We start from the raw sequence: 23179 nt of genomic DNA, 5'->3' as shown, positions 1-23179 counted from the left end.
CGTGCGCCTGTCCGATTGCCACAACATCGACGACTTCCGCAGGCTCGCCAAAGCTCGCCTGCCCTGGCCCGTGTTCGACTACATTGACGGCGCCGCCGATGACGAGCTGACCAAGGCCCGCAATACTAGCGCCTTCGACGACGCTGATCTCGTGCCTGATGTGTTGGCCGGCGTTGCCGAAATCGATACATCCTGCACCATCATGGGTCGCACCAGCGCGCTTCCCTTGATGCTCAGCCCCACGGCGGTTCAGCGGGCTTTTCACTGGCAGGGTGAGACTGCGGTGGCCAAAGCGGCGGAGAAATTCGGATTGTGGTTCGGCATATCCAGCCTGGCGACCCGCAGTATTGAAGACATCGCAGCGCTGACCAGCGGGCCCAAATTGTTCCAACTCTATGTCCACAAGGACAAGGGCCTGAACCGGTCCATGATCGAGCGGTGCCAGGCATCGCAATTCGACGCGCTTGCCCTGACCGTGGACACGATTGTGTCGGGCAAGCGGGAGCGCTGCCTGCGCAGCGGCTTCACTACTCCGCCCCGCTTCTCCCCAAGCGCTGTGTGGAGCTACGCCACCCGGCCAAAATGGACGCTCGACTATCTGTTGCGCGAGAAATTCAGCCTTCCCAATCTCGATACGCATGTGGCCGAAGGATCGAGCGAGGCCGTGAGCATCGCCGAATATTTCAACACGATGCTCGACACGTCGATGGATTGGGACACGGCCGCGCAGATACGCCAGGACTGGGGTGGCACGTTCTGCCTAAAGGGCGTGATGAGCGCCGGTGATGCACGTCGTGCGGTAGAGATCGGCGCGGATGCGATCATGATTTCCAACCATGGCGGGCGCCAGCTGGATGGCAGCCGCGCACCGTTCGATCAATTGCGCGAGATTGTCGATGCCGTCGGCAGCGAAATAGAGATCATTTGCGATGGCGGTGTCCGCCGCGGCACCCATGCGCTCAAATCGGTGTCCGCGGGAGCAACCGCTGCCTCGGGAGGCAGGCTCTACCTGTATGCACTTGCTGCCGCAGGCCAAGACGGTGTCGAACGTGCGATCGGCATTCTGAAAGATGAAATCGAGCGGGGAATGCGCCTGATGGGGGTCACTTCGGTTGATCAACTGACATCGGATTGCCTACGCTGGCGTTGACCTAGCACTATCGGAGACGGTTCGGGGCAGCCGGTGGGTGGACCGACTGCCCCTGACGAGCGGGCATGGATGGGGAGGCCCCACTCGCCCTGCCGGACGGGTTAGATCCGGCCAGATTTGTCCCGTTACATCGCCCTATTCTGGTGCAGCTCCGCAGTTTTCAGCTTTGGACTTGGCAGCGCCGCATTTCGCAGGGCCACACGGGGCTGCGCCACACGGATTCGCTCCACATGGTGCCGCTTGTGCCGCTGCGCACTGATTGGCCTTGGCCGCCTTCTTGGCTGCCCGGGCAGCCTTGCGCTCGGCACGCTTGGCTTTGCGATCTTCCACGCTGCTGCGGTCAATTCGGCTGGAGTAAGAAGAGTTGGAGGGGCCGCACGGAGCAGTTGCGAGAGCAGCCGGACCGGTAGTGGCAGTGGCTAGGCCACCGGCAACAATCATCATGGCACGCAGGGTATTGGTCTTTGACATCGGGAGGTCCTTTCAGGTTGTGGATCGGGCTAGCGATGCTGCCGAATGAAAGGGGGCTTCGCCCGGCAATGCATCATCGTGATGACGCGCAAGGAAATGCGCGACGCGTCCCAGGCTGCCTCCCAGAGCAACAAGGACGGGATCGGAAGGTGCGTGGTTTGCAGGAGTAAGGGGGTGCATCGTCACGACCTTTCACAACAGGCGGCAAGGCAAGTTTGCTACCTGATGGTCGTTTCGTGCAGGCCCTACAGTTGGTTACGGCCGCTTGTGAAAATTCCTGATCGAGCTCCAGCTACCGGAGGGGAGCGAAGCAGGCTCGAAGCTCTTGCGCGAAGATTTCCGGCTGCTCCCACGCAGCGAAGTGACCGCCCTTGGGAAGGTCGTTCCAGTGCGTGATATTGGTCAGGACTCGCTCGGCCCATTTGCGCGGGGCGGGAATGATCTCTTTGGGAAAGGCGCTGACGCCGGCAGGCAAGCTGACAACGCCCGGCGATGGCCTGCTGAAGCTTTCCCAATAGAGCCGTGCGGCCGAGGCTCCACTCGCAGTAAGCCAGTAGATCATGATGTTGTCGAGGATCGCATCTTTCGATAGCGCATCGAGAGGCGAACCGTCATTGTCGGTCCAGGCATACATCTTCTCATAGATCCACCCTGCAAGGCCGACTGGCGAATCGACTAGGGAATACCCGATCGTTTGCGGCCGCGTGCTTTGCTGCTTCGAATAGCCGGAGTCCCAATCACGATAATGTGCCAGGCGGCCCAACGCTTCGAGCTCGGCCTGGCTCGGATTGGCCAAATCTTCCTCGGTCGGTTGGCCCAACGGCATATTGACGTGAATGCCCACACACCCTTCCGGTGCCTGCTTGCCGATCTCCGTCGTCACCACAGAACCCCAGTCGCCGCCCTGTGCGACCCACCGATCATATCCGAGACGTTGCATCAGTGTGCCCCATGCCTCGCCGGTCTTGCCGGTCGTCCATCCTGTCTGCGTCGGCTTGCCCGAGAACCCAAAGCCAGGCAGCGAAGGAATGACCAGATGGAAGGCCTGCGCGCCGTCCTCGGGTTCGGTGAGCAAGGGTATCACTTCGAAGAATTCGCGCACGGAGCCTGGCCACCCGTGCGTCAGGACCATCGGCAAGGCATCTGCGTGCGAAGACCGGACATGCAGGAAGTGGATGTCGAGCCCGTCGATGGTGGTCACATGCTGGCCGAAAGCGTTGAGCTTGGCCTCGCAAGCGCGCCAGTCATACTCCTCGCGCCAATATCGGCACAGCTCCTGCAGCGCCGCCAGCGGGGTCCCTTGCGACCAGTCCTCCACCGGCTCTTTCTCGGGCCAGCGCGCGATATCAAGGCGAAGATGGAGATCGGCCAGATCCGGTTCGGGAACGGCAAGATGGAAATCGCGGATATCGCTCATGACTGCGCATCCCTCGCTGACTTCTCGACCCGGCTTCGGTCCGCCAGCAGAATCGTGCTGGTGGCCTTGGCCAAGATCGTACCGTCCGGCGATTTGAGATGCCCTTCATAGAAGCTGGTGCGCTTGCCATGCCGCTCTACCCAGCCTTCCGCGATGACCAGGCCGGGGCGCGCCGGGGCGAAGAAGCTGACTTTCAGCTCCAGCGACATCGGCGTGATACCCTCCCCGTTCTTGGCAATCGCAGCATGGGCCATGGCCGCGTCGATCCAGCCCGAGATGAAACCGCCCTGCACCACGCCGCCAGAGTGACACATGCCCGGCTTCGCCTCATACTCGATGGTCGCCTTGCCCGCCGGATCAAGATCGACGATCCGGACCAATCCCATCGTTTCGTATAGCGGGTGGATGGGCGGTGTATGATCGGACATGGAAAACCTCGACATTGCGAAAGATAATGTCCCCCGATGCCCGCCATACATTGCCTTTACAAGCCTGCTGCGAAGCAGCATACAGGCTGCATGGTAACGAAACTGGCCCTGATCCTACGACTTACGCGCCCTTGGGCGTGACGTTTGGCGTGGCCTGACCGGCGCGCCTCAGCGCCCAAGGGACCCGCCGCCAGCCTTTCTACCCTTACCGAGACTATCCAGCCCATGACCCAACAGCGAAATATGCTGCGCGACCCTTCCGCCAAGTATCAGGCGTTTCCGCAGATCGATCTGCCTGATCGCCAGTGGCCGAGCCGGACAATCACCGCTCCGCCACGCTGGCTGTCGACCGATTTGCGCGACGGCAACCAATCGATCATTGATCCGATGGATGGTGTGAAGAAGAACCGTTTCTTCGATCTGCTGGTAGAAGTGGGTGTGAAAGAAATCGAGATCGGCTTCCCCAGTGCGGGCGCGACCGAGTTCGATTTCATCAACGGCCTCGTCCGGTCTGGCCGGATTCCCGAGGATGTTACCGTCCAGGTGCTGACCCAGAGCCGCGAAGAATTGATCCGGACAAGTTTCGAGAGCCTTGACGGCGCACATTCCGCCATCGTCCATCTCTACAACGCCGTCAGCCCGGCCTGGCGCGAGATTGTGTTCGGGATGACTCCGCAGCAAGTGATCCAGGTGGCAGTCGATGGCGCCAAAGTGTTGCGCGACGAGGCTGGCAAACGTCCCGCCACCGACTGGCATTTTCAATACTCGCCCGAAACCTTCTCGACCGCTGAAATCGATTTCAGCATCGAGGTTTGCGCAGCGGTGATGGAAGTTCTCCAGCCCACACCGGACAAGCCGATCATCCTCAACCTGCCTGCCACGGTCGAGGCCGCGACGCCGAATATCTATGCCGACCAGATCGAGTATTTCTGCCGCCATCTGCCCAATCGCGAAAGCGCGGTGATCAGCCTGCACACCCATAACGACCGGGGCACCGGTGTGGCTGCGGCGGAACTGGGACTAATGGCCGGGGCCGACCGGGTGGAGGGGTGCCTGTTCGGCAATGGCGAACGGACCGGCAATTGCTGTCTCGTGACCATGGCGCTGAACATGTACACGCAGGGCGTCCATCCGGGGCTCGACTTCTCCGACATCGATCGCGTGATCGAGACGGTTGAATACTGCAACCAGCTGCCCGTGCACCAACGCCACCCCTATGGCGGCGAACTGGTCTACACCGCCTTTTCGGGCAGCCACCAGGACGCGATCAAGAAAGGCTTCGGCGCGCGTGAAGGCCAGAATGACGAGCGCTGGCGCGTGCCCTATCTGCCGATTGACCCGGCGGACATCGGGCGCAATTATGAAGCGGTCATCCGCGTCAATTCGCAAAGCGGGAAAGGCGGCTTCGCCTGGGTGCTGGAGCAGGATCAGGGCCTCAAACTGCCCAAGAAGATGCAGGCCGATTTTTCGCCCTATGTGCAGGATATGGCAGACAAGCTTGGCCGCGAGCTTAATGCCGAGGATATCTGGCAAACTTTCCGCACGGCCTATCACGTGCAGACGCCGAACAAGCGTTTCCAGCTTGTTAGCTACGAAGAAAGCCGCGCCGCAGACGGCACCCGCCTGTTCGCCGGCACTATAGCTGTCGAGGGCAAAGAGCAGAGCGTGAGCGGGCGCGGAAACGGCCTTATCTCAAGCGTGATGGCCACCTTGCGCGAAGCGTTCGGGGTAGAGCTAGAAGTGGTCGACTATACCGAACACGCATTGGGCACCGGCACCGATGCCAATGCCGCTGCCTATCTCGATTGCCGCACGCCGGACGGGCGCACCGTCTGGGGCTGCGGAATCGATGAAGACGTCGCAACGGCGAGTGTTAGGGCGGTGTTGAGTGCAGCGAATGGGGCACTGCATACATAGGCACAAATTGCGCTTTCGCGGGGCATGTCTATCGTGCCGCGATGATTCATCTAGACCTGCTGACCGCCCGCGCGATGCGCATGTTGATGGCCTTGTTGCTGACCAGCTTTGTCGCACACCCTGCGGCAGCGCAATTGTCGATCCCGTTGAGCGATCAGGAGGAAGTCAGACCGGCCGTTCCGGAACTGCTTTCCCTGCGCCAGCAGGCCGAGTGGATTGATCGAAATCTCGAACACCGGCTCGAGACCATCGTTCCTGTAATCATGCGCGAACAAGGTGTTTCCACGTGGCTGCTCATGGCGCGGGAGTATTTTGAGGATCCGGTGATTGCGACCATGCTTGATGGCAAGAGCATGGCCGCGCGACGCCGCACTATTTTGATCTTCCACGATCCCGGTGGCGGTCAGCCGTTCGAACGCCTTACCGTCAGCCGCTATGGCCTTGCCGGACTGTTCGAGCCTGCATGGGACCCGGCGGTCGAGCCTGACCAGTGGAAAGCCGTTGCCAACATTATAGCGGAGCGAGATCCATCGAAAATTGCGATCAACTATTCCGATCTCAAGGCGTTCGGAGACGGGATGACATTGAGCCAGTATCGCTTGATGATGGCTGCGCTTCCGGATGCCTATGAAGACCGGATCGTATCCGGGGAGACCCTCGCGCTGCGTTGGCTTGAGAGCCGGTCTGCGGCAGAGCTCGAGATCTATCCATCAGTTGTGCGGACTGCCCACGCCATTATCGCTCAGGCCTTCTCCCCCGATGTCATTACACCGGGCAAGACGACAGCGGCTGATGTGCAGTGGTGGATGCGCGAGAAGGTATCCGAACTCGGCCTCAAAGTCTGGTTCCATCCCTCAATCGGCATTCAGCGCAAAGGCGCAGACGGCATGTTGCGCGGCGACACTGTGATCGAACCAGGTGATCTGCTCTGGACTGATTTCGGCATCACCTATTTGCGCCTCAATACCGACACCCAACATCTCGCCTACGTTTTGAAGCCTAGTGAGACCAGGGTGCCTGCCGGACTGGCCCAGGGCCTTCGCAATACAAATGCTGTCACAGACATCCTCCGGTCCAGTTTCAAGGCCGGATTAGCGGGCAACGAGATTCTTGCCGACGCACGTGCGAAGGCGCTGGCGGCAGGCTATCGACCTTCGATCTACAGCCATCCCATTGGCTTTCATGGGCATGGTGCAGGAACGGCCATTGGCTTCTGGGACAATCAGGATGGTGATCCGCGCAGTGAGTATCGCCTTCGCGCGAACACCACATGGTCAATCGAATTGACGACGTACAACGACGTGCCCGAATGGGATGGTCAGCAAGTCGATTTCAGGACCGAGGAAGATGCACTGTTTGACGGAGATAATGTACGATTCCTCGATGGACGCCAAACCGAGATTACGCTTATCCCGTCTGGCTGACTCGGCGTTTTCCTACCTCAATCACGAATGCTAGCGACGGGGTGATGAACCCTGGCCACTTCTCTATCAACTCTAGTGCCCGACTTCCTGCCGCTCTCCTTTTCCCTTGTCAGGACACTGTTCCATGTGTTCCATCGTGTAGGACTTGCCGGAGGGGAACCCAACAATGACTGAAGCCATTCTCGAGCCCGATCTGCCGATCATCGATCCGCATCACCATCTGTGGGATTTGCGCCCGATGGTGCCGGCTTTCCCCGAACCACAGCACGATTTCATCGCCGCTATCGCTGGTGCCGCCTATTACGGGTTTGATGCCTTGCAGGCCGATACAAAGGGCGGGCTTGAGGGTGGCCACAACATCGTTGCAACCTGCTTCATGGAATGTGGCGCCTATTACAATCCGGCCTATGGCGAGGCGAAGAAGGTCGTCGGCGAAGTCGAGATGGTCAATGGCGTCGCAGCCCAGGGCGCTAGCGGGCTCTACGGCGCATATCGCCCGTGCCATGCGATCCTGGGCCATGCCGACCTGACCCACGGCGATGGCGCCCGCGAGGTGCTCGAAGCCCTGATGGCGGCGAGCCCGCGTTTCAAGGGCATTCGCCACGCCGCCGCATGGGATGCCGATCCGGAAGTTCTCGGCCCTCCTTTCCATGCGCCTGAAGGCCTTTATCGCGATGCGACGTTCCGTGAAGGGTTCAAGCATGTCGGCGAATTGGGCCTAACCTTCGATGCCTGGTTGCTCGAACCGCAATTGGGCGATGTGCTCGATCTGGCCAGGGCCTTCCCCAACCAACCCATCGTGCTCGACCATTGTGGCACGCCGCTCGGCATCGCTTCCTACAAGGGCAAGCTGCACGAGAATTTTGATCGCTGGCGGACCTCCATCCATGCTCTGGCAGAATGCGAGAATGTCAGTGTGAAACTGGGCGGATTGGCGATGGCGTTTTGTGGTTTGCCAGAGGATGGCCCCGCAGCCGGCTATGGCTCCGAGCATCTGGCCGCACTGTGGCGGCCGTATATCGAAACCTGCATCGAGGCCTTCGGGCCGGATCGCGGTATGTTCGAAAGCAACTATCCCGTCGATCGCTGGGGCGCGAGCTATGACGTGCTGTGGAACACCTTCAAACGGCTCGCCCAAGGCCATTCTGACGACGAGAAACGTGCGCTCTTCGCGGGCACCGCTGCGAAGGTCTACGGGATCGAGGATGTTCTGGTCTGATTGGACGACCTAGTACTTCGGGCCACTCGACACAGCCGAATTCTCCGCATAAGCGCCCCGATCAATAGCAAAACAAAACCGGAGTTTCTGGATGCCTCTTCCCGCCCCGTTCGACAAAATGCGCCTGCCCGTCATCGGGTCACCCCTGTTCATCGTATCAGGTCCGGAACTTGTCATTGCCCAGTGCAAGGCCGGAATCGTCGGATCGTTTCCTGCCCTCAATGCACGTCCGCAATCTTTGCTTGACGAGTGGCTGCACCAGATCACCGAGGAACTCGCCAAGCATAATCGCGAAAATCCGGACCGCCCGGCAGCCCCCTATGCCGTCAACCAGATCGTGCACAAATCGAACGACCGTGTGATGGCCGATATGGCGACTTGCGAGAAATGGCAGGTCCCGATGGTGATAACATCGCTCGGCGCCCGCGAGGAAATTTTCCAAGCGGTCGACAATTGGGGCGGCATCACGATGCACGATGTGATCAATAACCGCTTTGCCCACAAGGCCATCGAGAAAGGTGCGACCGGCCTCATCCCGGTGGCGGCAGGTGCCGGTGGACATGCAGGCGCCACTTCGCCTTTCGCATTGATGCAGGAAATCCGCGAATGGTTCGATGGCCTGATCGCGCTGTCCGGTTCGATTGCCCATGGCCGCTCGATCCTGGCCGCACAGGCTCTGTCTGCAGACTTCGCCTATATCGGCAGCGCCTTCATCGCGACCGAGGAAGCCAATGCCGATCAGGGCTATAAGCAGGGTATTGTCGAAGGCAGCGCAGAAGGGATTGTCTACACCAATCTGTTCACGGGGGTTCACGGCAACTACCTGCGCAGCTCCATCGAAAACGCTGGCCTCGATCCCGAGAACCTGCCGGTTAGCGATCCGAGCAAGATGAACTTCGGCAGCGGTGGCAACACAAAAGCCAAAGCCTGGAAAGACATCTGGGGCTCTGGACAGGGCGTGGGGGCGATCAAGTCGGTCGGAACGGTCGACGAAATGGTGGCTCGCTTCGAAGCGGAATATGTCGCGGCCAAAAATGCCATGATGGAGGATATCGCCGGCTACGGGGACTGAACCCGTCTGCCGCAGAAAGCGCGCTATCCCATCCAGACGCGGACGAAGCGGCCATTGCGGGAAGGCTCAAGGCGCAGCGGTCGCCCGTCCGGGCCAGCAATCTCTTGTGGTTCGCTGATCGTGCCCTGATGGATAAGCTGCGCGGCGAGCCGTTGCCCCAATTGTTCGGACTGTTCCGGCTCCGGCATCAAACCCGCTTCCATCCGCAATTCCTGACCGGTGAAGTGGGACAGGCCCCGGCTCTGCAAACCTTCGCCCAACACATCGCGGAACGTGATGAAAATGGTCAGCGGCAGTTGGCCACCATCCACCCACTGCCCGATCGTTGTGTGAAAACTGGAAACGTCCATGGCTACGCGCGACGGCCTCCAGAACACGGCGGACAAACCGTCCAGACCTTCGGCAATATGCCGACCAAGATTAAGATACTCCTGGACGATTGGCAGGCTCGCCCGACCGCTGGCAATATGAGGCCCCAACGCCAGTTCGATAGTATGCATCGGAGCATGCGCATCAGTCGCGTCCAGACCAATCAACCGGTCAGGTTGAAGATTGTACGATGCGGCACCGGTTTCCGGACCGGCAAGTTCATATGTCAGGCCATTGCGCTGGACCTCGAACCAGGATTCAAAGCCGGCTTGGGCTGGAAGCGAATCCAGGCTGATCGAAGCACCTTCGACCGCCTCGATTGCGCCAGCTATCTCGCGCGCATCAGGCCCCTTGCCTTCCGGAAAGAGGAACAGAATTTCCGGTTCTGGACTGCGATCTTGCGACCGTGATTTTATGTCGGCGATTGCGAGCCCCCTACCCTTTCGCTCGAACATCTGGCGTGAAACACTCTCACAGTCGAGTCAGAGACAGTCAATTGCCTCAATAATGGAGGTAATTGTTCAAAAGACACCCATCGACAGTCCTTCCGCGAACGCCTGACCCAACATTCGGCACTTGCGCAACTCTTCGTGCGACAGAGCTTTGGGCGCGAGTATTTCTTCGGGTGTCTGGGCGAATGTGGGCACAATTATCGGATCGGCTACACGCCGCAATCGCCAGCCTTTCGCAATCCGGTCGATCTGCCGCTGTGCGCCCTCGCCATCAGAGCCTGCCGCAATAGCTGTGGCAAAAGGACGTCCCTCGATGCGACCCAGAACCGGGTAGTAGCAGCGGTCAAACATCTCTTTCATCAACCCGCTCATGGTCGCGAGGTTTTCCGGACAAACGAAGACATAACCCGACGCGGCGAGGATATGATCCGGCTCTACCTGGTCTGCGCGCAACAAGAACCCTTCCCCTTGCGCGCCACTGGCAACAGCGTCCGCCATGGCTTCGCTGGCTCCAGTACGGCTGTGCCATGCAATCAAGAGAGGCGCTTCTTCACTCATCGAACTGATACGTTCGCCCAGCCCTGTCGAAAGTCAACACCGGGGCATTTGCTCCTGCGTAACTGTGCCCTAATGATGAGGCCATGGCATCACAGGCACTCAGCTACGTTCATGGCGTTTCGCAATCGCTATCCGGTCGCGCCTGGAAATGGCGTGGCGGCAACATGGATATCCAGGGCGGCGCCATCGGGCTGGAAGATGACATCGTTACCCAGCTTCTGCTGGCACGCGGCGTAGAGCGCGACGATCTTGACCGGCACCGTAACCCGACCTTGCGTGGCTTCCTGCCTGATCCGTCCAGCTTTCAGGACATGGACAATGCTGCGGAGCGGATCGTCCAGGCCATTCTCACGAAAGAGACCGTCACGGTTTATGGCGATTACGATGTTGACGGGGCGACCAGCGCTGCCCTGCTGATCCGCCTTCTGGAAATGCTCGGCCACAAAGCGCACTATTACATTCCGGACCGGTTGCTGGAAGGTTACGGCCCGAGCGGAGAGGCGCTTGTCAAACTGGGACAACAGGGCTCGAGCCTGATCGTCACCGTTGACTGCGGCGCGATGGCACAGGAAGCCCTAGCGATGGCACGCGATGCGGGCGTCGATGTGATCGTGGTCGATCACCACAAATGCCCGCCTGACCTGCCCCCCGCTGTAGCATTGGTAAATCCCAACCGGCTCGACGAGAGCGATGCAGCGGCCGCCCATGGCCATCTGGCGGCTGTGGGGGTCGCTTTCCTTCTAGCCATTGCCGTCGTGCGAACACTGCGTGAGCGCGGACATTTCAACGATCGGCCCGAACCCGATATTCGCGGCTTGCTCGATCTGGTCGCGTTGGGAACGGTGGCCGATGTCGCGGCGCTTCATGGCCTCAACCGGGCGTTTGTCGCGCAGGGCCTGAAGGTGATGGCCAAGCGCGACAATACCGGCATGAGCGCTTTGATCGATGCGAGCCGGCTCAAGCGTGCCCCGGCTTGCGGTGATCTGGGCTTTGCGCTCGGCCCCCGGATCAATGCCGGAGGAAGAGTGGGGGAATCGACCTTGGGCGTGCGTTTGCTCACGACACACGATCCAGACGAAGCGCGCGACATCTCGGCACAGCTTTCCGCCTTAAACGAGGAACGCCGTGCCATCGAAGCAGCAGTACAAGAGGCTGCTGAAGAGCAACTGGCCGCCCAGCACAATCGCGCCATTCACCTGATTGCCGGCGAAGGCTGGCACCCGGGAGTGATCGGTATCGTCGCGGGGAGGATCAAGGAGAAGAGCGGCAAGCCGACTATCGTTATCGCTCTCGATCCTGCAACGGGCCAAGGCAAGGGCTCGGGGCGATCCATAGCTGGCGTGGACTTGGGCGCTGCGATTATTGCCGCGCGCGAAGAAGGCTTGCTCGTCGCCGGTGGCGGCCACGCGATGGCAGCGGGACTGACTATCGAAGGCGACATGCTGGAGAAATTCGGAGACTGGCTCGATACCCGCCTGGAGGGTCCGGTAAGCCGGGCAATGGCCGAACAAATGTTGACGCTGGATCTCGCAGTCGGGCCTTCCGGTCTTACCCCGGCTCTCGTCGAGTCGCTGGAGCGAGCAGGTCCATATGGCGTAGGCTGGCCTGGCCCGCGGGTGGCTGTGGGGCCGGTCCATATTGTCAAAGCCGATATAGTCGGGAACGATCACCTGCGGTTAATTGCCGGTTCGCCCGACGGTGGCTCGCTAAAGGCAATTGCGTTTCGCGCTGCGTCGACCGAGTGGGGCCAGGCCCTGCTCCATTCTACTCGCGGCAGGAAACTCTGGCTCGCTGGTCGGGCCAAGATCGACGACTGGGGAGCCCGCCCTGCTGCCGAGCTTCACCTGGAAGATGCGGCCTGGGCCGATTGACCCGGAAAGATCATGCCCATCTGCAAACTTGGGCTTGACCGTCACGATTACCGCCACTAGATGCGCGGCTCGCCTCCGGGATGGACCATTTATGGCCCCTTCGTCTAGCGGTTAGGACGCGGCCCTTTCACGGCTGAAACACGGGTTCGATTCCCGTAGGGGTCACCACCCCGGAGGCGCTTCACTACAATTGATCGGTCATGCAGCGAGCTGTGCATTTCTGCGCGATCCTTGCCGGATCGGGCTGGCAGCGCTTCCGGATACGCTCTACACGCTCGCGCATGGCGTCTGACGAGACATTTCCCTGGCCGGGTATTATCCTGGCAGCCGGAACAACCGTCATCCTTGCCATTGCGGGGCTCGGTTTCTTTTACGCTGTGCTCCTGCTGATTGTTTGGATCGGCTCTTTGTGGCTGGTCCAGCCTCCTCCGACAGACTTGGCAAAAGCAGAAGCTCCCAGCGCTTTTTCCCGCGAAGGTATGGCCGATATGATCGAGCATTCGGGCATACCCCTGATGCTTAGCGAGCGCGGACGGATCATCATTGCCAATCGCGCCGCACGCGAATTGCTCGGCGCGCACATCATAGGGCAGGATTCGCGCGTGGCGATGCGTCATCCGGAGGCGATTGCCCTGATGGATCGACCCGCCTCAGGCGAAGCGACGGTGACCGGGCTGGTGCGCCCGAAAGACATCTGGAAGATGAGCCGGTACCGGATGAATGACGATGTCTCTGTGATCGAGCTCGTAAGCCGCACTGCGGAGGTGGATATCAGCCGCGCGCACACCGATTTTGTCGCCAATGCTAGTCACGAGCTGCGCACGCCGCTCGCATCAATTATCGGCTATGTCGAGACCCTGAGCGAGGACCCGGCAAGTCTCGACACACCTATAGCTGCGAAGTTTCTCGACACGATCCACCGTGAGGGGCGTCGGTTGCAGAGCCTGGTCGGAGATTTGATGTCGCTATCGCGCATTGAGGCCGAAAAGCATGAAAGCCCGTCGGTTAAGGTCGAGCTGCGAAATCTTGTGGAAAGGGCGGCCAAGGATGCGGCTTCGACGCCGGATCGCGCAGGGCGCCTCGAGTTCGACCTTGCGCGTGATTTCCAGATTGCGGGCGATGTCCAGCAGCTTGAGCAAATGATCCGCAACTTGGTCGATAACGCATTCAAATACGGCCATCACGACACGCCGGTTCGAGTCAGCCTGAGCGAAGCCGCCAATGGCGACGCGAAACTGGAAGTCGCCGATCAGGGTGAAGGCATTCCTGACGAGCATATCCCCCACCTGACCCGGCGGTTTTACCGCACCGATCCGGGGCGCAGCCGGGCCTCTGGTGGCACCGGGTTGGGGCTGGCGATCGTCAAACACATTGTGCAGCGGCATCGCGGGCGCTTGGATATAGAGAGCAAGGCTGGAGTCGGCACAGTTGTGACCGCCCGGATACCGCAATGGCGTGACGATATGGCGCGCAGCACCGACCCTCGCTCGGCACCTGAAATTGAGAGCGAGGTATAGGCCGCCAATGTCATCAATCTGCCATATATCTTCAGCAACGCGGTGCCGTTCCTTGTTCTCTCGCCAGAGCAACGCTACGGGGCAAAAAACCGCAAGCCTGATCCGGCTTTCACCGACTGCACACACGCCAAATCGGAATCGAACCTAAGACATGTCGCCAGTCTTCCTCATCCTGCTAGCGCTGGGCCTTGGTCTGGCTGGCTGGCTGGCTGGCCGGGCACGCGCTTGGAGCTTCCTGCGTGCTTCGGAAGAGAAACGCGTTGTGGCCCGCCCGACTTACCACGCGTGGTATGTTGCCTTGTGGGTGGGGATCCCCCTGCTTTTGTTTGCGGTCATCTGGGCGACATTTTCGCCAGCTCTGATTCTCCAATCGGTTCTCGCCAGCAGTGCTGCCGAAGCCTTGCCGCAATTCGGTTTCCAGCGTGATGCTATTCTGGCCGAGGCCAAGGCGGTCGCGCTGGGCAATGCCACCAGCGTCTTCAATCCGGCTGCGGCTGAACTGGTCGAGCCATTCCGCGATGCGATAACGCGCTACAACATTATGGGCGGCGGCCTCGCTTTGGCGATGTCGCTGATCACGGGGATCTGGTCTTACACAAGGCTCAATCCGCAATTTACGGCGCGCGTCAGGGTGGAACGGGCCGTCATGGCGATCCTGCTGCTAGCTTCGCTTGTCGCGATCCTGACGACTTTTGGCATCCTCGCCAGCCTGATCTTCGAAACGATCCGCTTCTTCGGCATGGTCTCGCCGATCGATTTTCTGTTCGGAACCCACTGGAATCCGGACCCGATGGCCAATCCCGAAGCACCGCAAGGCGATCGCTATGGCGCGATCCCGCTGTTTTGGGGCACGATCTTCATCGGTGCGATCATTGCGATGATCGTGGCTATCCCGCTTGGCCTGATGAGCGCGATCTACCTGACCCAATATGCCAGCCCGACCTGGCGTCGGTGGCTGAAACCGGCCCTGGAAATTCTCGCCGGTGTCCCGACGGTCGTCTATGGATATTTCGCCGCGCTGACAGTGGCCCCCTTCATTCGTGACCTTGCTCTATCTTTGGGGATTTCCAACGCGTCGAGCGAGAGCGCGCTGGCCGCAGGTTTGGTCATGGGCGTAATGATCATTCCGTTCGTTTCTTCGATGGCTGACGACAGTATTGCCGCCGTACCGCAGGCTATGCGTGATGGCAGCCTGGCTATGGGCGCAACCAAGTCGGAGACGATCAAGCGCGTTCTGGTTCCTGCCGCCCTGCCCGGAATTGTTGCCGGCGTCATGCTCGCCATCAGCCGTGCGATTGGCGAAACCATGATCGTTGTGATGGCAGCGTCAACCGCTGCAAACCTGACCGCCAATCCATTGGAGGCCATGACAACCGTGACCGTCCAGATCGTTGCCCAGCTGACCGGCGAAGGCAGTTTCGATCACCCCGCCACCCTAAGTGCCTTCGCGCTCGGGCTTGTCCTTTTCATGGTGACCCTCGCGCTGAATTTCTTCGCGCTGCGCGTCGTCAAGCGGTTCCGTGAAGCCTATGAATAACACTGCACCCTCACCCGATGCAGAAAAGCGCAAGGCGGCTTTCGAGAAAAGGCTGGCCGAACGCTATTCTGCGGAGAAGCGGTTCAAGTTCCTGGGGCTCGCGGCAATCACCTTCTCGGTGATGGTCCTCGTCGTCCTGCTCGGGAACATGCTCTACAATGGCGTCGCGGGTTTCCAGCGCGATGAGCTGCGCGTTACGGTCAACCTGGCTGAATCGGGTATCAGCGGAGATTCCAACACCCTCGCCCTTCCCAACGCCGTCCAGTCGCTGGAGCTTCAGGGTCTGCCTGACGTTGTCTCGTTCGCGGCAGAGCAGTCTTTGGGAGCGGAAGGGGCGCAACAGATCAGTGCCGAGGGCTGGCGTGAAGTCGCTGACCGGGTCATCGCGAACCCCGCTCTCCTAAGTGAAGAAACGACCTTCTGGCTCGCGGCGTCCGGCGATCTTGCGCAAGGAGTAAACGGAGAGGGTTCGCCCGAAATCCAGCAATTGGCCGAGCAGTTGCAAGCCAACGGCCACCTCGAAAGCAATTTCGACTTCGGGTTCCTGACCCGCTCTGACGCCACCGACCCCCAACAAGTGGGTATATGGGGCGCGCTCAAGGGCTCGATCCTGACCATGATCGTTACCTTGCTCCTCGCTTTCCCGATCGGCGTGTTGGCGGCCCTGTATCTTGAGGAATACGCCCCCAAGAACCGCTGGACCGATGTGCTCGAGGTTTCGATCAACAATTTGGCTGCGGTTCCCTCGATCATTTTCGGTTTGCTTGGCCTTGCAGTGTTCCTGTGGATGTTCCCCAATTTCCGCTCGGCACCGATTATTGGCGGCATGACGCTGGCCCTGATGACAATGCCCGTGATCGTCATATCAGGCAGGAATGCGATCAAGGCGGTTCCGCCCTCGATCCGTGACGGTGCGCTCGCTGTGGGTGCATCCCCCGTACAGGTCGTGTTTCACCACGTTCTCCCATTGGCTTTGCCAGGCATTCTCACTGGGACAATTATCGGCATGGCCCGGGCTCTGGGCGAGACAGCGCCATTGCTGATGATCGGGATGCGCGCTTTCGTCGCGACGCCGCCTGACGGGTTCACATCCCCCGCGACTGTCCTGCCGGTGCAAATCTTCCTGTGGTCCGACGAGATCGACCGCGGCTTTATAGAGCGGACCAGTGCCGCCATTATCGTGCTACTGCTGTTCCTCCTGCTGATGAACGGCCTCGCAATCTACCTGCGCAACAAATTCGAGAAAAGCTGGTGACAGTCATCCACGAAATGGAAACCCCCACCAATCCGAAGATGCGGACGCAAGGCGTGTCTGTCTTCTACGGTGACAAGATGGCCATCGACGATGTGTCGATCGACATCCCGGCTGAGTTTGTGACCGCCTTCATCGGCCCGTCGGGTTGTGGCAAATCCACTTTTCTGCGCACCCTCAACCGCATGAACGATACGATTCCGACCGCGCGAGTGGAAGGTACGATCGAGCTGGAGGGAGAGGATATCTATTCCAGCAAGATGGATGTCGTTCAGCTCAGGGCCCGGGTCGGGATGGTGTTCCAGAAGCCCAACCCCTTCCCCAAATCGATCTATGACAACATCGCCTATGGCCCCAGCATTCACGGCCTGGCGGAGGGCAAAGGTGAGCTGGACGAGATCGTCGAGCGATCCCTGCAACGCGCCGGCTTGTGGAACGAGGTCAAGGATCGACTGACTGAATCGGGCACAGCATTGTCGGGCGGCCAGCAACAGCGCCTGTGCATCGCGCGCGCCATCGCTGTCGATCCGGAAGTGATCCTTATGGACGAGCCCTGCTCCGCACTGGATCCGATTGCCACGGCAAAGATCGAAGAGCTGATTGCCGAACTTACCGGCAAATATGCTATCGTTATTGTCACCCACTCCATGCAGCAGGCTGCGCGCGTTTCACAGCGGACCGCATTTTTCCATCTGGGCACGATGGTAGAATATGGCCCGACCAGCGAAATCTTCACCAACCCCTTGGAAGAACGCACCAAGGATTACATAACTGGCCGCTACGGATGAACAACGAACACACAGTCAAAGCCTTCGACGAGGACATCACGCGTCTGCGCGGGCTGATTGCAGAGATGGGCGGCCTATCCGAAGTCGCCTTGCAGAACTCACTCGAGGCGCTGATTTCGGGCGATCAGGATATGGCCCGCGAAGTGGTCCGTCGTGACAAGGAAATCGACGTCCTGGAATCAGAGGTCGACAAGCTGGCGGTCCGCATCATCGCCCTGCGCGCGCCCATGGCAGACGATCTGCGCGAAGTGATCGCAGCTTTGAAGATTGCCGGTGTTGTGGAGCGGATTGGCGACTATTCGAAGAACATCGCAAAGCGGGTCGGCAAGGTCGAAGGTCGCGACCGCTTTGAACCGCTGACCTTGCTGCCGGCCATGGCCGATATCGCAACCGAAATGGTTCATGACGTGCTGACCGCGTACTCGGCGCGCGACCCTGTCCTGGCACTCGAAGTGATCGCGACAGACGAGAAGGTCGATGCCTTTTACAACAGCATCTTCCGCAACCTTGTCAGCCACATGGTGGAGAATCCGGCCACCATTTCGAGCGCCGCGCAACTGCTGTTCGTGGCCAAGAACATCGAACGGATCGGTGATCATGCGACCAATGTGGCAGAAATGGTGCATTTCGCCGCGACCGGCGATTATCCCCCTGACGATGACTAAAAATTGTCAGGCTTGAAACAAATCTGACCCATCATTGCCATACTACTCGTCCCGACGCTAACGTTGCGGAGTGGTAGACGTGCCTTCAGCAAAGCTCCTTCTGGTAGAGGATGATCCGGCTCTGTCAGAGCTGCTTGAATATCGTTTCACCAACGAAGGGTATCAGGTGCGGGTTACCGCGGATGGTGATGAAGCCCTGCTCTTGGCGAGTGAGGAGTTGCCCGACCTGATCCTGCTTGATTGGATGATCGAAGGGACCAGCGGCATAGAGGTTTGCCGTCGTCTGCGCCGCGACAAGCACACAGCGCATGTTCCGATCATCATGCTCACCGCCCGCGAGGCAGAGGATGACCGGATCAGGGGCCTCGATACCGGTGCTGATGACTATGTGACCAAACCCTTCAGCCCGCGCGAGTTGCTGGCACGGGTCGCTGCAGTCATGCGGCGCATTCGCCCCGCGCTGGCCGGGGAATCTGTGCAAGTCGGCGACATCATGCTCGATCCGGTTGCCCACAAGGTCAGCCGGCGCGGAACGGTCCTACAATTGGGGCCTACGGAGTATCGTCTGCTCAAGTTCTTTATGGAAAGCCCGGGACGAGTGTTCAGTCGCGGACAATTGCTCGATGGTGTGTGGGGCACAGGCAGCGATATCGAATTGCGTACCGTGGACGTGCATATCCGCCGGCTGCGTAAGGCGATCGAGATGGAAGGGGCGAAAGATCCGATCCGCACCGTGCGCTCTGCCGGGTATGGGCTGGAAGCGACCTAGCGGCAGGCCCCGCCAAAACCCCATCCCTTCTGGTCGAAGTGGAAATGGTCACGGTGGGCAGCGTTATAGTCGGGCGACAAGACCGTTCCGAACACATCGCATGCTGTGTCGCGCCCGCGCCTTAGAAACTTCGCGTCGTCGTCCTGATCATCCCAGTTATTGAGCAGGCTGATACGGCTGCCATCCTCCAGCACAAACGCCGCGATATCGATGGCATTAGCAGTGGCATGTTCGCTCCACGGCCCTTCATCCGCGCCGTAGATACGCCTGCAATTATAGGCTCCAAGATGCTCTATTCCCGCGACTTTCTGGCCGTAAATCTCTCTGGCCGCGGGTTGAACACCCTGTTCCAGCCAGATTTCCAATCCAGCAGCCACTGCGCAACTTGTCGCCGGGGATGAAGGCGTGAACGGGAATTGTTCGAGACGCGTCGGATCGGCGCGGCGACATGGGCCTTCGCCTGCCGATGGGAGTGTGGAGAAGGCAACAGCGCTGCGTTCCAGAACAGCGCGGCATTGGGCAGGATTCTCACGCAGGCTGACTAGTTTGCGTTCTGTTGCCCAACCCGGGGGATCGCGCAGGTCGAGAGGGGCCCAGGGGTTCGAGCCGGGGTTGTCCTGTAGCCAGTTCCAGCCCCCGATGGCAGCGGCGAAGCACAATAGGGCTAGCAAGGCGTAGCGATCCCAGCGCAGTTTCCCGATGCTGCGACGGATGCTCCAGTTCAACTTTGGCGGCCGCTTGCTCAATGAAAATCTCGTGATTTGGGAATGATCCGGGCATTGCGCGGATGCCCCCTCGATGGTGGCAATTCATCGATCAGTTCGCGCGGGCGGATCTTGGTATCTGCCGGCCCTTCCTGCCATGGCTCAATCGGCTGATAGGGGGTATCTGCGACGGCCTGCTTTCTGCCGGGCGTGCTGTGCTTGTCCGGCAGGGGATTATTGACGTGATCGGCCCGGGCGATCGGGGTCGGCATCATATCGTCGGATAACTTGGCCAGTTGATGGGTCGCATCGGTCATATGATGGGCGATGACATGGATCACTTCGTCATCATACTCCACTCGCCCGCGCACTTCCATCAGGCGTGATCCCATCACGACTTTGCGCTGTTTTTCCTTCAGGTCCGGCCACACGACTAGGTTTACCACGCCGGTTTCATCCTCCAGCGTGATGAAACAGACACCCTTGGCGCTGCCGGGTCGCTGCCGGATCAGAACCACACCGGCGACTTGCACCATGCTCCGCATCTTGCGGTCGCGCAGGTCGCAGGCACGCACAAAGCCTCGCTGGGCCAGTTCAGGGCGCAGAAACGCCATCGGATGGGCTTTCAGGCTGAGCCGCGTGGTCTGGTAATCGGCCACAACCTCTTCGGAGAGTGGCATGGCGGGGAGCATCGTCTGTTTACGCTCTGCCCCTTCATCACGCTCTGCAGCGGCGCGGAACAGCGGCAGGTCCGGCCCTGCAACCAGGCTGCGGGCATCCCACAACGCCTGCCTGCGCGGCAACCCCATCGAGGTGAAGCAATCGGCACTGGCAAGCCGTTCGGCATGGGCGGGACTGATACCGGCACGATCACGCAGCGCCCTGACGTCCGCGAAGGCTCCATTGTCCTCGCGTTCGGCAACCATCTGCGCCGCGATATGCTCGGGAAACCCGTCAACCTGCCGCAGGCCAAGCCGCAAGGCGATATGGGTGTCGAGCCGGCCCTCCTCGCCTTGCTGACGTGTCGGCGCAGAGACCTCCTCCAGCGTGCAGTCCCACTGCGACTCATTGACGTCCGCCGGCAGCACCTGCACCCCGTGCTCGGCCGCATCGCGCACGATCTGGGCGGGCGCATAGAACCCCATCGGTTGTGAATTGAGCAGGCCACAGGCGAAGGCCGCCGGGAAATGGCATTTGAGCCAGCTCGACACATACACCAGATGCGCAAAGCTGGCCGCATGGCTTTCCGGAAAGCCATATTCGCCAAAGCCGCGGATCTGGTTGAAGCACCGCTCGGCAAAATCGCGCTCGTAGCCGCGCGTCACCATCCGCTCGACCATCATATCCTGCAATTCATCCACCATCCCGCGACTGCGGAACGTCGCCATTGCCTTGCGCAGGCGATTTGCCTCCAATGAGGAGAATTTGGCCGCATCCAGTGCGATCTTCATCGCCTGTTCCTGGAAGATCGGGACCCCCAGCGTGCGTTCGAGAATAGAGGAGAGTTCGTCAGGCGGCCCATATTCGGGGCTCGGGGCCGGTATCACGACCTTCTCTGCTCCCCTGCGCCGCTTCAAGTAGGGATGCACCATGTCGCCCTGGATCGGGCCAGGACGAACAATCGCCACCTGGATCACCAAGTCGTAGAATTCACGCGGGCGCAAACGCGGCAGCATGTTCATCTGCGCTCGGCTTTCTACCTGGAAAACACCCAGCGAATCCCCCTTGCGCAGCATCGCATAGGTTTCCGGATCCTCGCGCGGGACGGTGGCAAGATCGAGTTGCCTTTCATGATGATTTTCAAGCAGATCAAGGCATTTCTTGATGCAGGTAAGCATCCCCAATGCCAGCACATCGACTTTCAGGATGCCGAGCGCTTCGATATCATCCTTGTCCCATTCGATGAAACTGCGATCCGGCATAGCGCCATTCCCGATCGGCACCGTTTCCGTCAGCGCGCCCTCTGTCAGGATGAAGCCCCCGACGTGCTGGGACAAATGCCTTGGCATTCCAATCATTTGCTGGGTGAGATTCAATACGCGTTTCAACTGTGGATCGGCCAAATCCATGCCGGTTTCCGCCACATGGGTTTCCCCTATCTCGCGCCCGTGACCGCCCCACACCGTACGCGACAGAGCGGATGTCACATCCTCGCTCAAACCCATCGCCTTGCCGACTTCGCGGATTGCCATACGCGGGCGATAGTGGATCACTGTTGCAGTCAGCCCGGCCCGATGGCGCCCATATTTGGCGTAAATGTGCTGGATCACCTCTTCGCGCCGCTCATGCTCGAAATCGACATCGATATCGGGCGGTTCCTTGCGCTCCTCCGAAATGAAGCGGTCGAACAGCAGCTGGTGCTTGGCTGGATCGACACTGGTGATGCCAAGGCAGAAACATACCGCCGAATTGGCCGCACTGCCCCGCCCTTGGCACAGGATCGGCGGATCGACATCGTTGCGGGCAAAGTCGACGATATCCTTGATGGTGAGGAAATAGCGCGCCAGATCGAGCTTTGCGATCAACGCCAATTCCCGTTTCAGAGTATCCCGCACGATCACAGGGACGCCGGTGGGATAGCGCCATTCCGCACCACAAAACGTCTCTTTTTCAAGATATTGCTGTGGCGTCATGCCGTCAGGATATATCTCTTGCGGGTACTCGTAGCGCAGCTCATCCAGGCTGAAGCGACACGCATCGGCGACTTCGCGCGCTGCCGTGATCGCATGGGGCCAGCGGGCAAACAGATGCACCATCACTTCGGGTGATTTCAGATACCGCTCACCATTGCCGTGGAGCAGATGGCCTGCCCGTGCGACGGTCGTCTTGTGACGGATCGCGGTCATCACATCCTGCAAGGGGCGGCGCTCGGGCACATGGTAATGCACGTCATTCGTCGCCAGCAGGCCCAGCCCATTGTCTGTGGCCAGAGAGTCGAGCCGGTCTATCCGGGCGATATCGTCACCCATATGGAGGTAGCTGGCAGCGAGGTGACGCAGCGTCGGAAGCGCCTGCACCAGATACGCAAGCAGGTCCGGCAACGTAGCTGTCACTGTCTCTTGCAGCGCCGCCCCGTCCAGACCCACCACATTGCCCGTATGTTCGATGGTGAACATGGCGGACAGGTCACGCGGGGGGAGCAGGATCAATTGCACGCCCTCGCTATGCCCGGCCAACATGGAGAGCGAGATGTCGCACTGCCCCTTGTCCTGCCATTGGCCGTCCAGCTTCGCCATTCGGCCTGCGCTGATCAGGCGGCATAGACGGCCATAAGCTGCACGATCGCGAGGATAGGCGAGGAAGGCCAACCCCTCCACCGTCTCTATCCGCGTCCCGATCACCGGACGCAGCTTGAGCGTTGTCGCCTCGGTATGAATGCGCACCACCCCGGCCATGGTGTTGGCATCGGCAATCCCGATTGCATCATAGCCTGCCAGATGCGCTGCCAGAACCAAGTCCACCGCGTCGCTCGCCCCGCGCAGGAAGCTGAAACAACTGAGCAGCCCGAGCTCGACAAAGGGCGCGCGCGGTGGGGGCTCTATCGCATCGGGATCGATCTCGATCCGGCGCTTGTCTGGCGTGAGCGGTGCGTCGGGCAT

General features: G+C 60.0%; 19 protein-coding genes and 1 tRNA gene. 13 read left to right on the top strand and 7 right to left on the bottom strand.

Going from position 1 to position 23179, the window contains the following annotated elements; genetic code table 11:
- The first annotated feature begins 1 nt into the window (after position 1).
- Positions 2-1150, top strand: a complete 1149-nt coding sequence (locus ABD653_RS01965; protein WP_160779599.1) for an alpha-hydroxy acid oxidase — start codon at positions 2-4, stop codon at positions 1148-1150.
- A gap of 135 nt (positions 1151-1285) precedes the next feature.
- Here the strand turns inward: ABD653_RS01965 and ABD653_RS01960 are convergent, their stop codons facing one another.
- The 3 genes from ABD653_RS01960 to ABD653_RS01950 form a co-directional block, all read right to left on the bottom strand.
- Positions 1286-1621, bottom strand: a complete 336-nt coding sequence (locus ABD653_RS01960) for a hypothetical protein (RefSeq protein WP_160779598.1) — start codon at positions 1619-1621, stop codon at positions 1286-1288.
- Positions 1622-1913: 292 nt separating this feature from the next.
- Complete coding sequence (locus ABD653_RS01955) at positions 1914-3038, bottom strand: epoxide hydrolase family protein (RefSeq protein WP_199801130.1); 1125 nt, start codon at positions 3036-3038, stop codon at positions 1914-1916.
- Positions 3035-3466 carry a PaaI family thioesterase gene (locus ABD653_RS01950; protein WP_160779597.1) on the bottom strand — a complete coding sequence of 144 codons (432 nt, stop codon included), beginning with the start codon at positions 3464-3466 and terminating at the stop codon, positions 3035-3037. Before ABD653_RS01950 ends, ABD653_RS01955 begins: the two co-directional genes overlap by 4 nt.
- 243 nt (positions 3467-3709) lie before the next feature.
- Between ABD653_RS01950 and leuA the strand changes: the two genes are divergently transcribed.
- The 4 genes from leuA (at position 3710) to ABD653_RS01930 (ending at position 9098) form a co-directional block, all read left to right on the top strand.
- Positions 3710-5383, top strand: coding sequence for a 2-isopropylmalate synthase (leuA, locus tag ABD653_RS01945; RefSeq protein ID WP_160779596.1), 1674 nt, complete (start codon positions 3710-3712; stop codon positions 5381-5383).
- Between the two features lie 41 nt (positions 5384-5424).
- Complete coding sequence (locus tag ABD653_RS01940; RefSeq protein WP_234032188.1) at positions 5425-6807, top strand: M24 family metallopeptidase; 1383 nt, start codon at positions 5425-5427, stop codon at positions 6805-6807.
- 166 nt (positions 6808-6973) lie between these two features.
- Positions 6974-8026 (top strand): amidohydrolase family protein, encoded by a 1053-nt coding sequence (locus tag ABD653_RS01935; protein WP_160779595.1) that lies wholly within the window; start codon positions 6974-6976, stop codon positions 8024-8026.
- A gap of 91 nt (positions 8027-8117) precedes the next feature.
- On the top strand, positions 8118-9098 hold the full coding sequence (locus ABD653_RS01930; RefSeq protein ID WP_160779594.1) for an NAD(P)H-dependent flavin oxidoreductase: 981 nt from the start codon (positions 8118-8120) through the stop codon (positions 9096-9098).
- A 23-nt stretch (positions 9099-9121) separates the two neighbouring features.
- Here the strand turns inward: ABD653_RS01930 and ABD653_RS01925 are convergent, their stop codons facing one another.
- Together ABD653_RS01925 and ABD653_RS01920 are read right to left on the bottom strand one after the other, a co-directional pair.
- Positions 9122-9922, bottom strand: coding sequence for a hypothetical protein (locus ABD653_RS01925; protein ID WP_160779593.1), 801 nt, complete (start codon positions 9920-9922; stop codon positions 9122-9124).
- 66 nt (positions 9923-9988) lie between these two features.
- On the bottom strand, positions 9989-10477 hold the full coding sequence (locus tag ABD653_RS01920) for a flavodoxin family protein (RefSeq protein WP_160779592.1): 489 nt from the start codon (positions 10475-10477) through the stop codon (positions 9989-9991).
- Positions 10478-10560: 83 nt separating this feature from the next.
- Between ABD653_RS01920 and recJ the strand changes: the two genes are divergently transcribed.
- The 8 genes from recJ to phoB all read left to right on the top strand — a co-directional run bounded on the left by recJ (position 10561) and on the right by phoB (position 18876).
- Positions 10561-12348: a single-stranded-DNA-specific exonuclease RecJ gene (gene recJ, locus ABD653_RS01915; protein WP_160779591.1), complete on the top strand. Its 1788-nt coding sequence runs from the start codon at positions 10561-10563 to the stop codon at positions 12346-12348.
- A 93-nt stretch (positions 12349-12441) separates the two neighbouring features.
- Positions 12442-12516 (top strand) — tRNA-Glu (locus tag ABD653_RS01910).
- Positions 12517-12548: 32 nt separating this feature from the next.
- A complete protein-coding gene (locus tag ABD653_RS01905; protein WP_234032187.1) occupies positions 12549-13865 on the top strand; it encodes a sensor histidine kinase in 1317 nt (438 codons plus the stop codon).
- A gap of 151 nt (positions 13866-14016) precedes the next feature.
- Positions 14017-15402, top strand: coding sequence for a phosphate ABC transporter permease subunit PstC (gene pstC / locus ABD653_RS01900; protein ID WP_160779590.1), 1386 nt, complete (start codon positions 14017-14019; stop codon positions 15400-15402).
- Complete coding sequence (gene pstA, locus ABD653_RS01895; RefSeq protein ID WP_160779589.1) at positions 15395-16657, top strand: phosphate ABC transporter permease PstA; 1263 nt, start codon at positions 15395-15397, stop codon at positions 16655-16657. Before pstC ends, pstA begins: the two co-directional genes overlap by 8 nt.
- A 14-nt stretch (positions 16658-16671) precedes the next feature.
- The gene (gene pstB / locus ABD653_RS01890; protein WP_160780453.1) at positions 16672-17442 is read left to right on the top strand and encodes a phosphate ABC transporter ATP-binding protein PstB; all 771 of its coding nucleotides are present in this window, start codon (positions 16672-16674) and stop codon (positions 17440-17442) included.
- On the top strand, positions 17439-18107 hold the full coding sequence (gene phoU, locus ABD653_RS01885) for a phosphate signaling complex protein PhoU (RefSeq protein WP_160779588.1): 669 nt from the start codon (positions 17439-17441) through the stop codon (positions 18105-18107). The genes pstB and phoU overlap by 4 nt, the downstream gene beginning before the upstream one ends.
- A gap of 79 nt (positions 18108-18186) precedes the next feature.
- A complete protein-coding gene (gene phoB, locus ABD653_RS01880) occupies positions 18187-18876 on the top strand; it encodes a phosphate regulon transcriptional regulator PhoB (RefSeq protein WP_160779587.1) in 690 nt (229 codons plus the stop codon).
- Here the strand turns inward: phoB and ABD653_RS01875 are convergent.
- Together ABD653_RS01875 and ABD653_RS01870 are read right to left on the bottom strand one after the other, a co-directional pair.
- Positions 18873-19601, bottom strand: coding sequence for an extensin-like domain-containing protein (locus ABD653_RS01875; protein ID WP_160779586.1), 729 nt, complete (start codon positions 19599-19601; stop codon positions 18873-18875). The two genes, phoB and ABD653_RS01875, sit on opposite strands and share 4 nt — an antisense overlap.
- Before the next feature lie 17 nt (positions 19602-19618).
- On the bottom strand, positions 19619-23179 hold the full coding sequence (locus tag ABD653_RS01870) for an error-prone DNA polymerase (RefSeq protein ID WP_160779585.1): 3561 nt from the start codon (positions 23177-23179) through the stop codon (positions 19619-19621).

The sequence above is a fragment of the Parerythrobacter jejuensis genome (genome assembly GCF_039536765.1).
Classification (GTDB): domain Bacteria; phylum Pseudomonadota; class Alphaproteobacteria; order Sphingomonadales; family Sphingomonadaceae; genus Parerythrobacter; species Parerythrobacter jejuensis.
The sequence above is the reverse complement of the archived record's forward strand: the minus strand, read 5'-3'. Positions and strand labels throughout refer to the sequence as shown.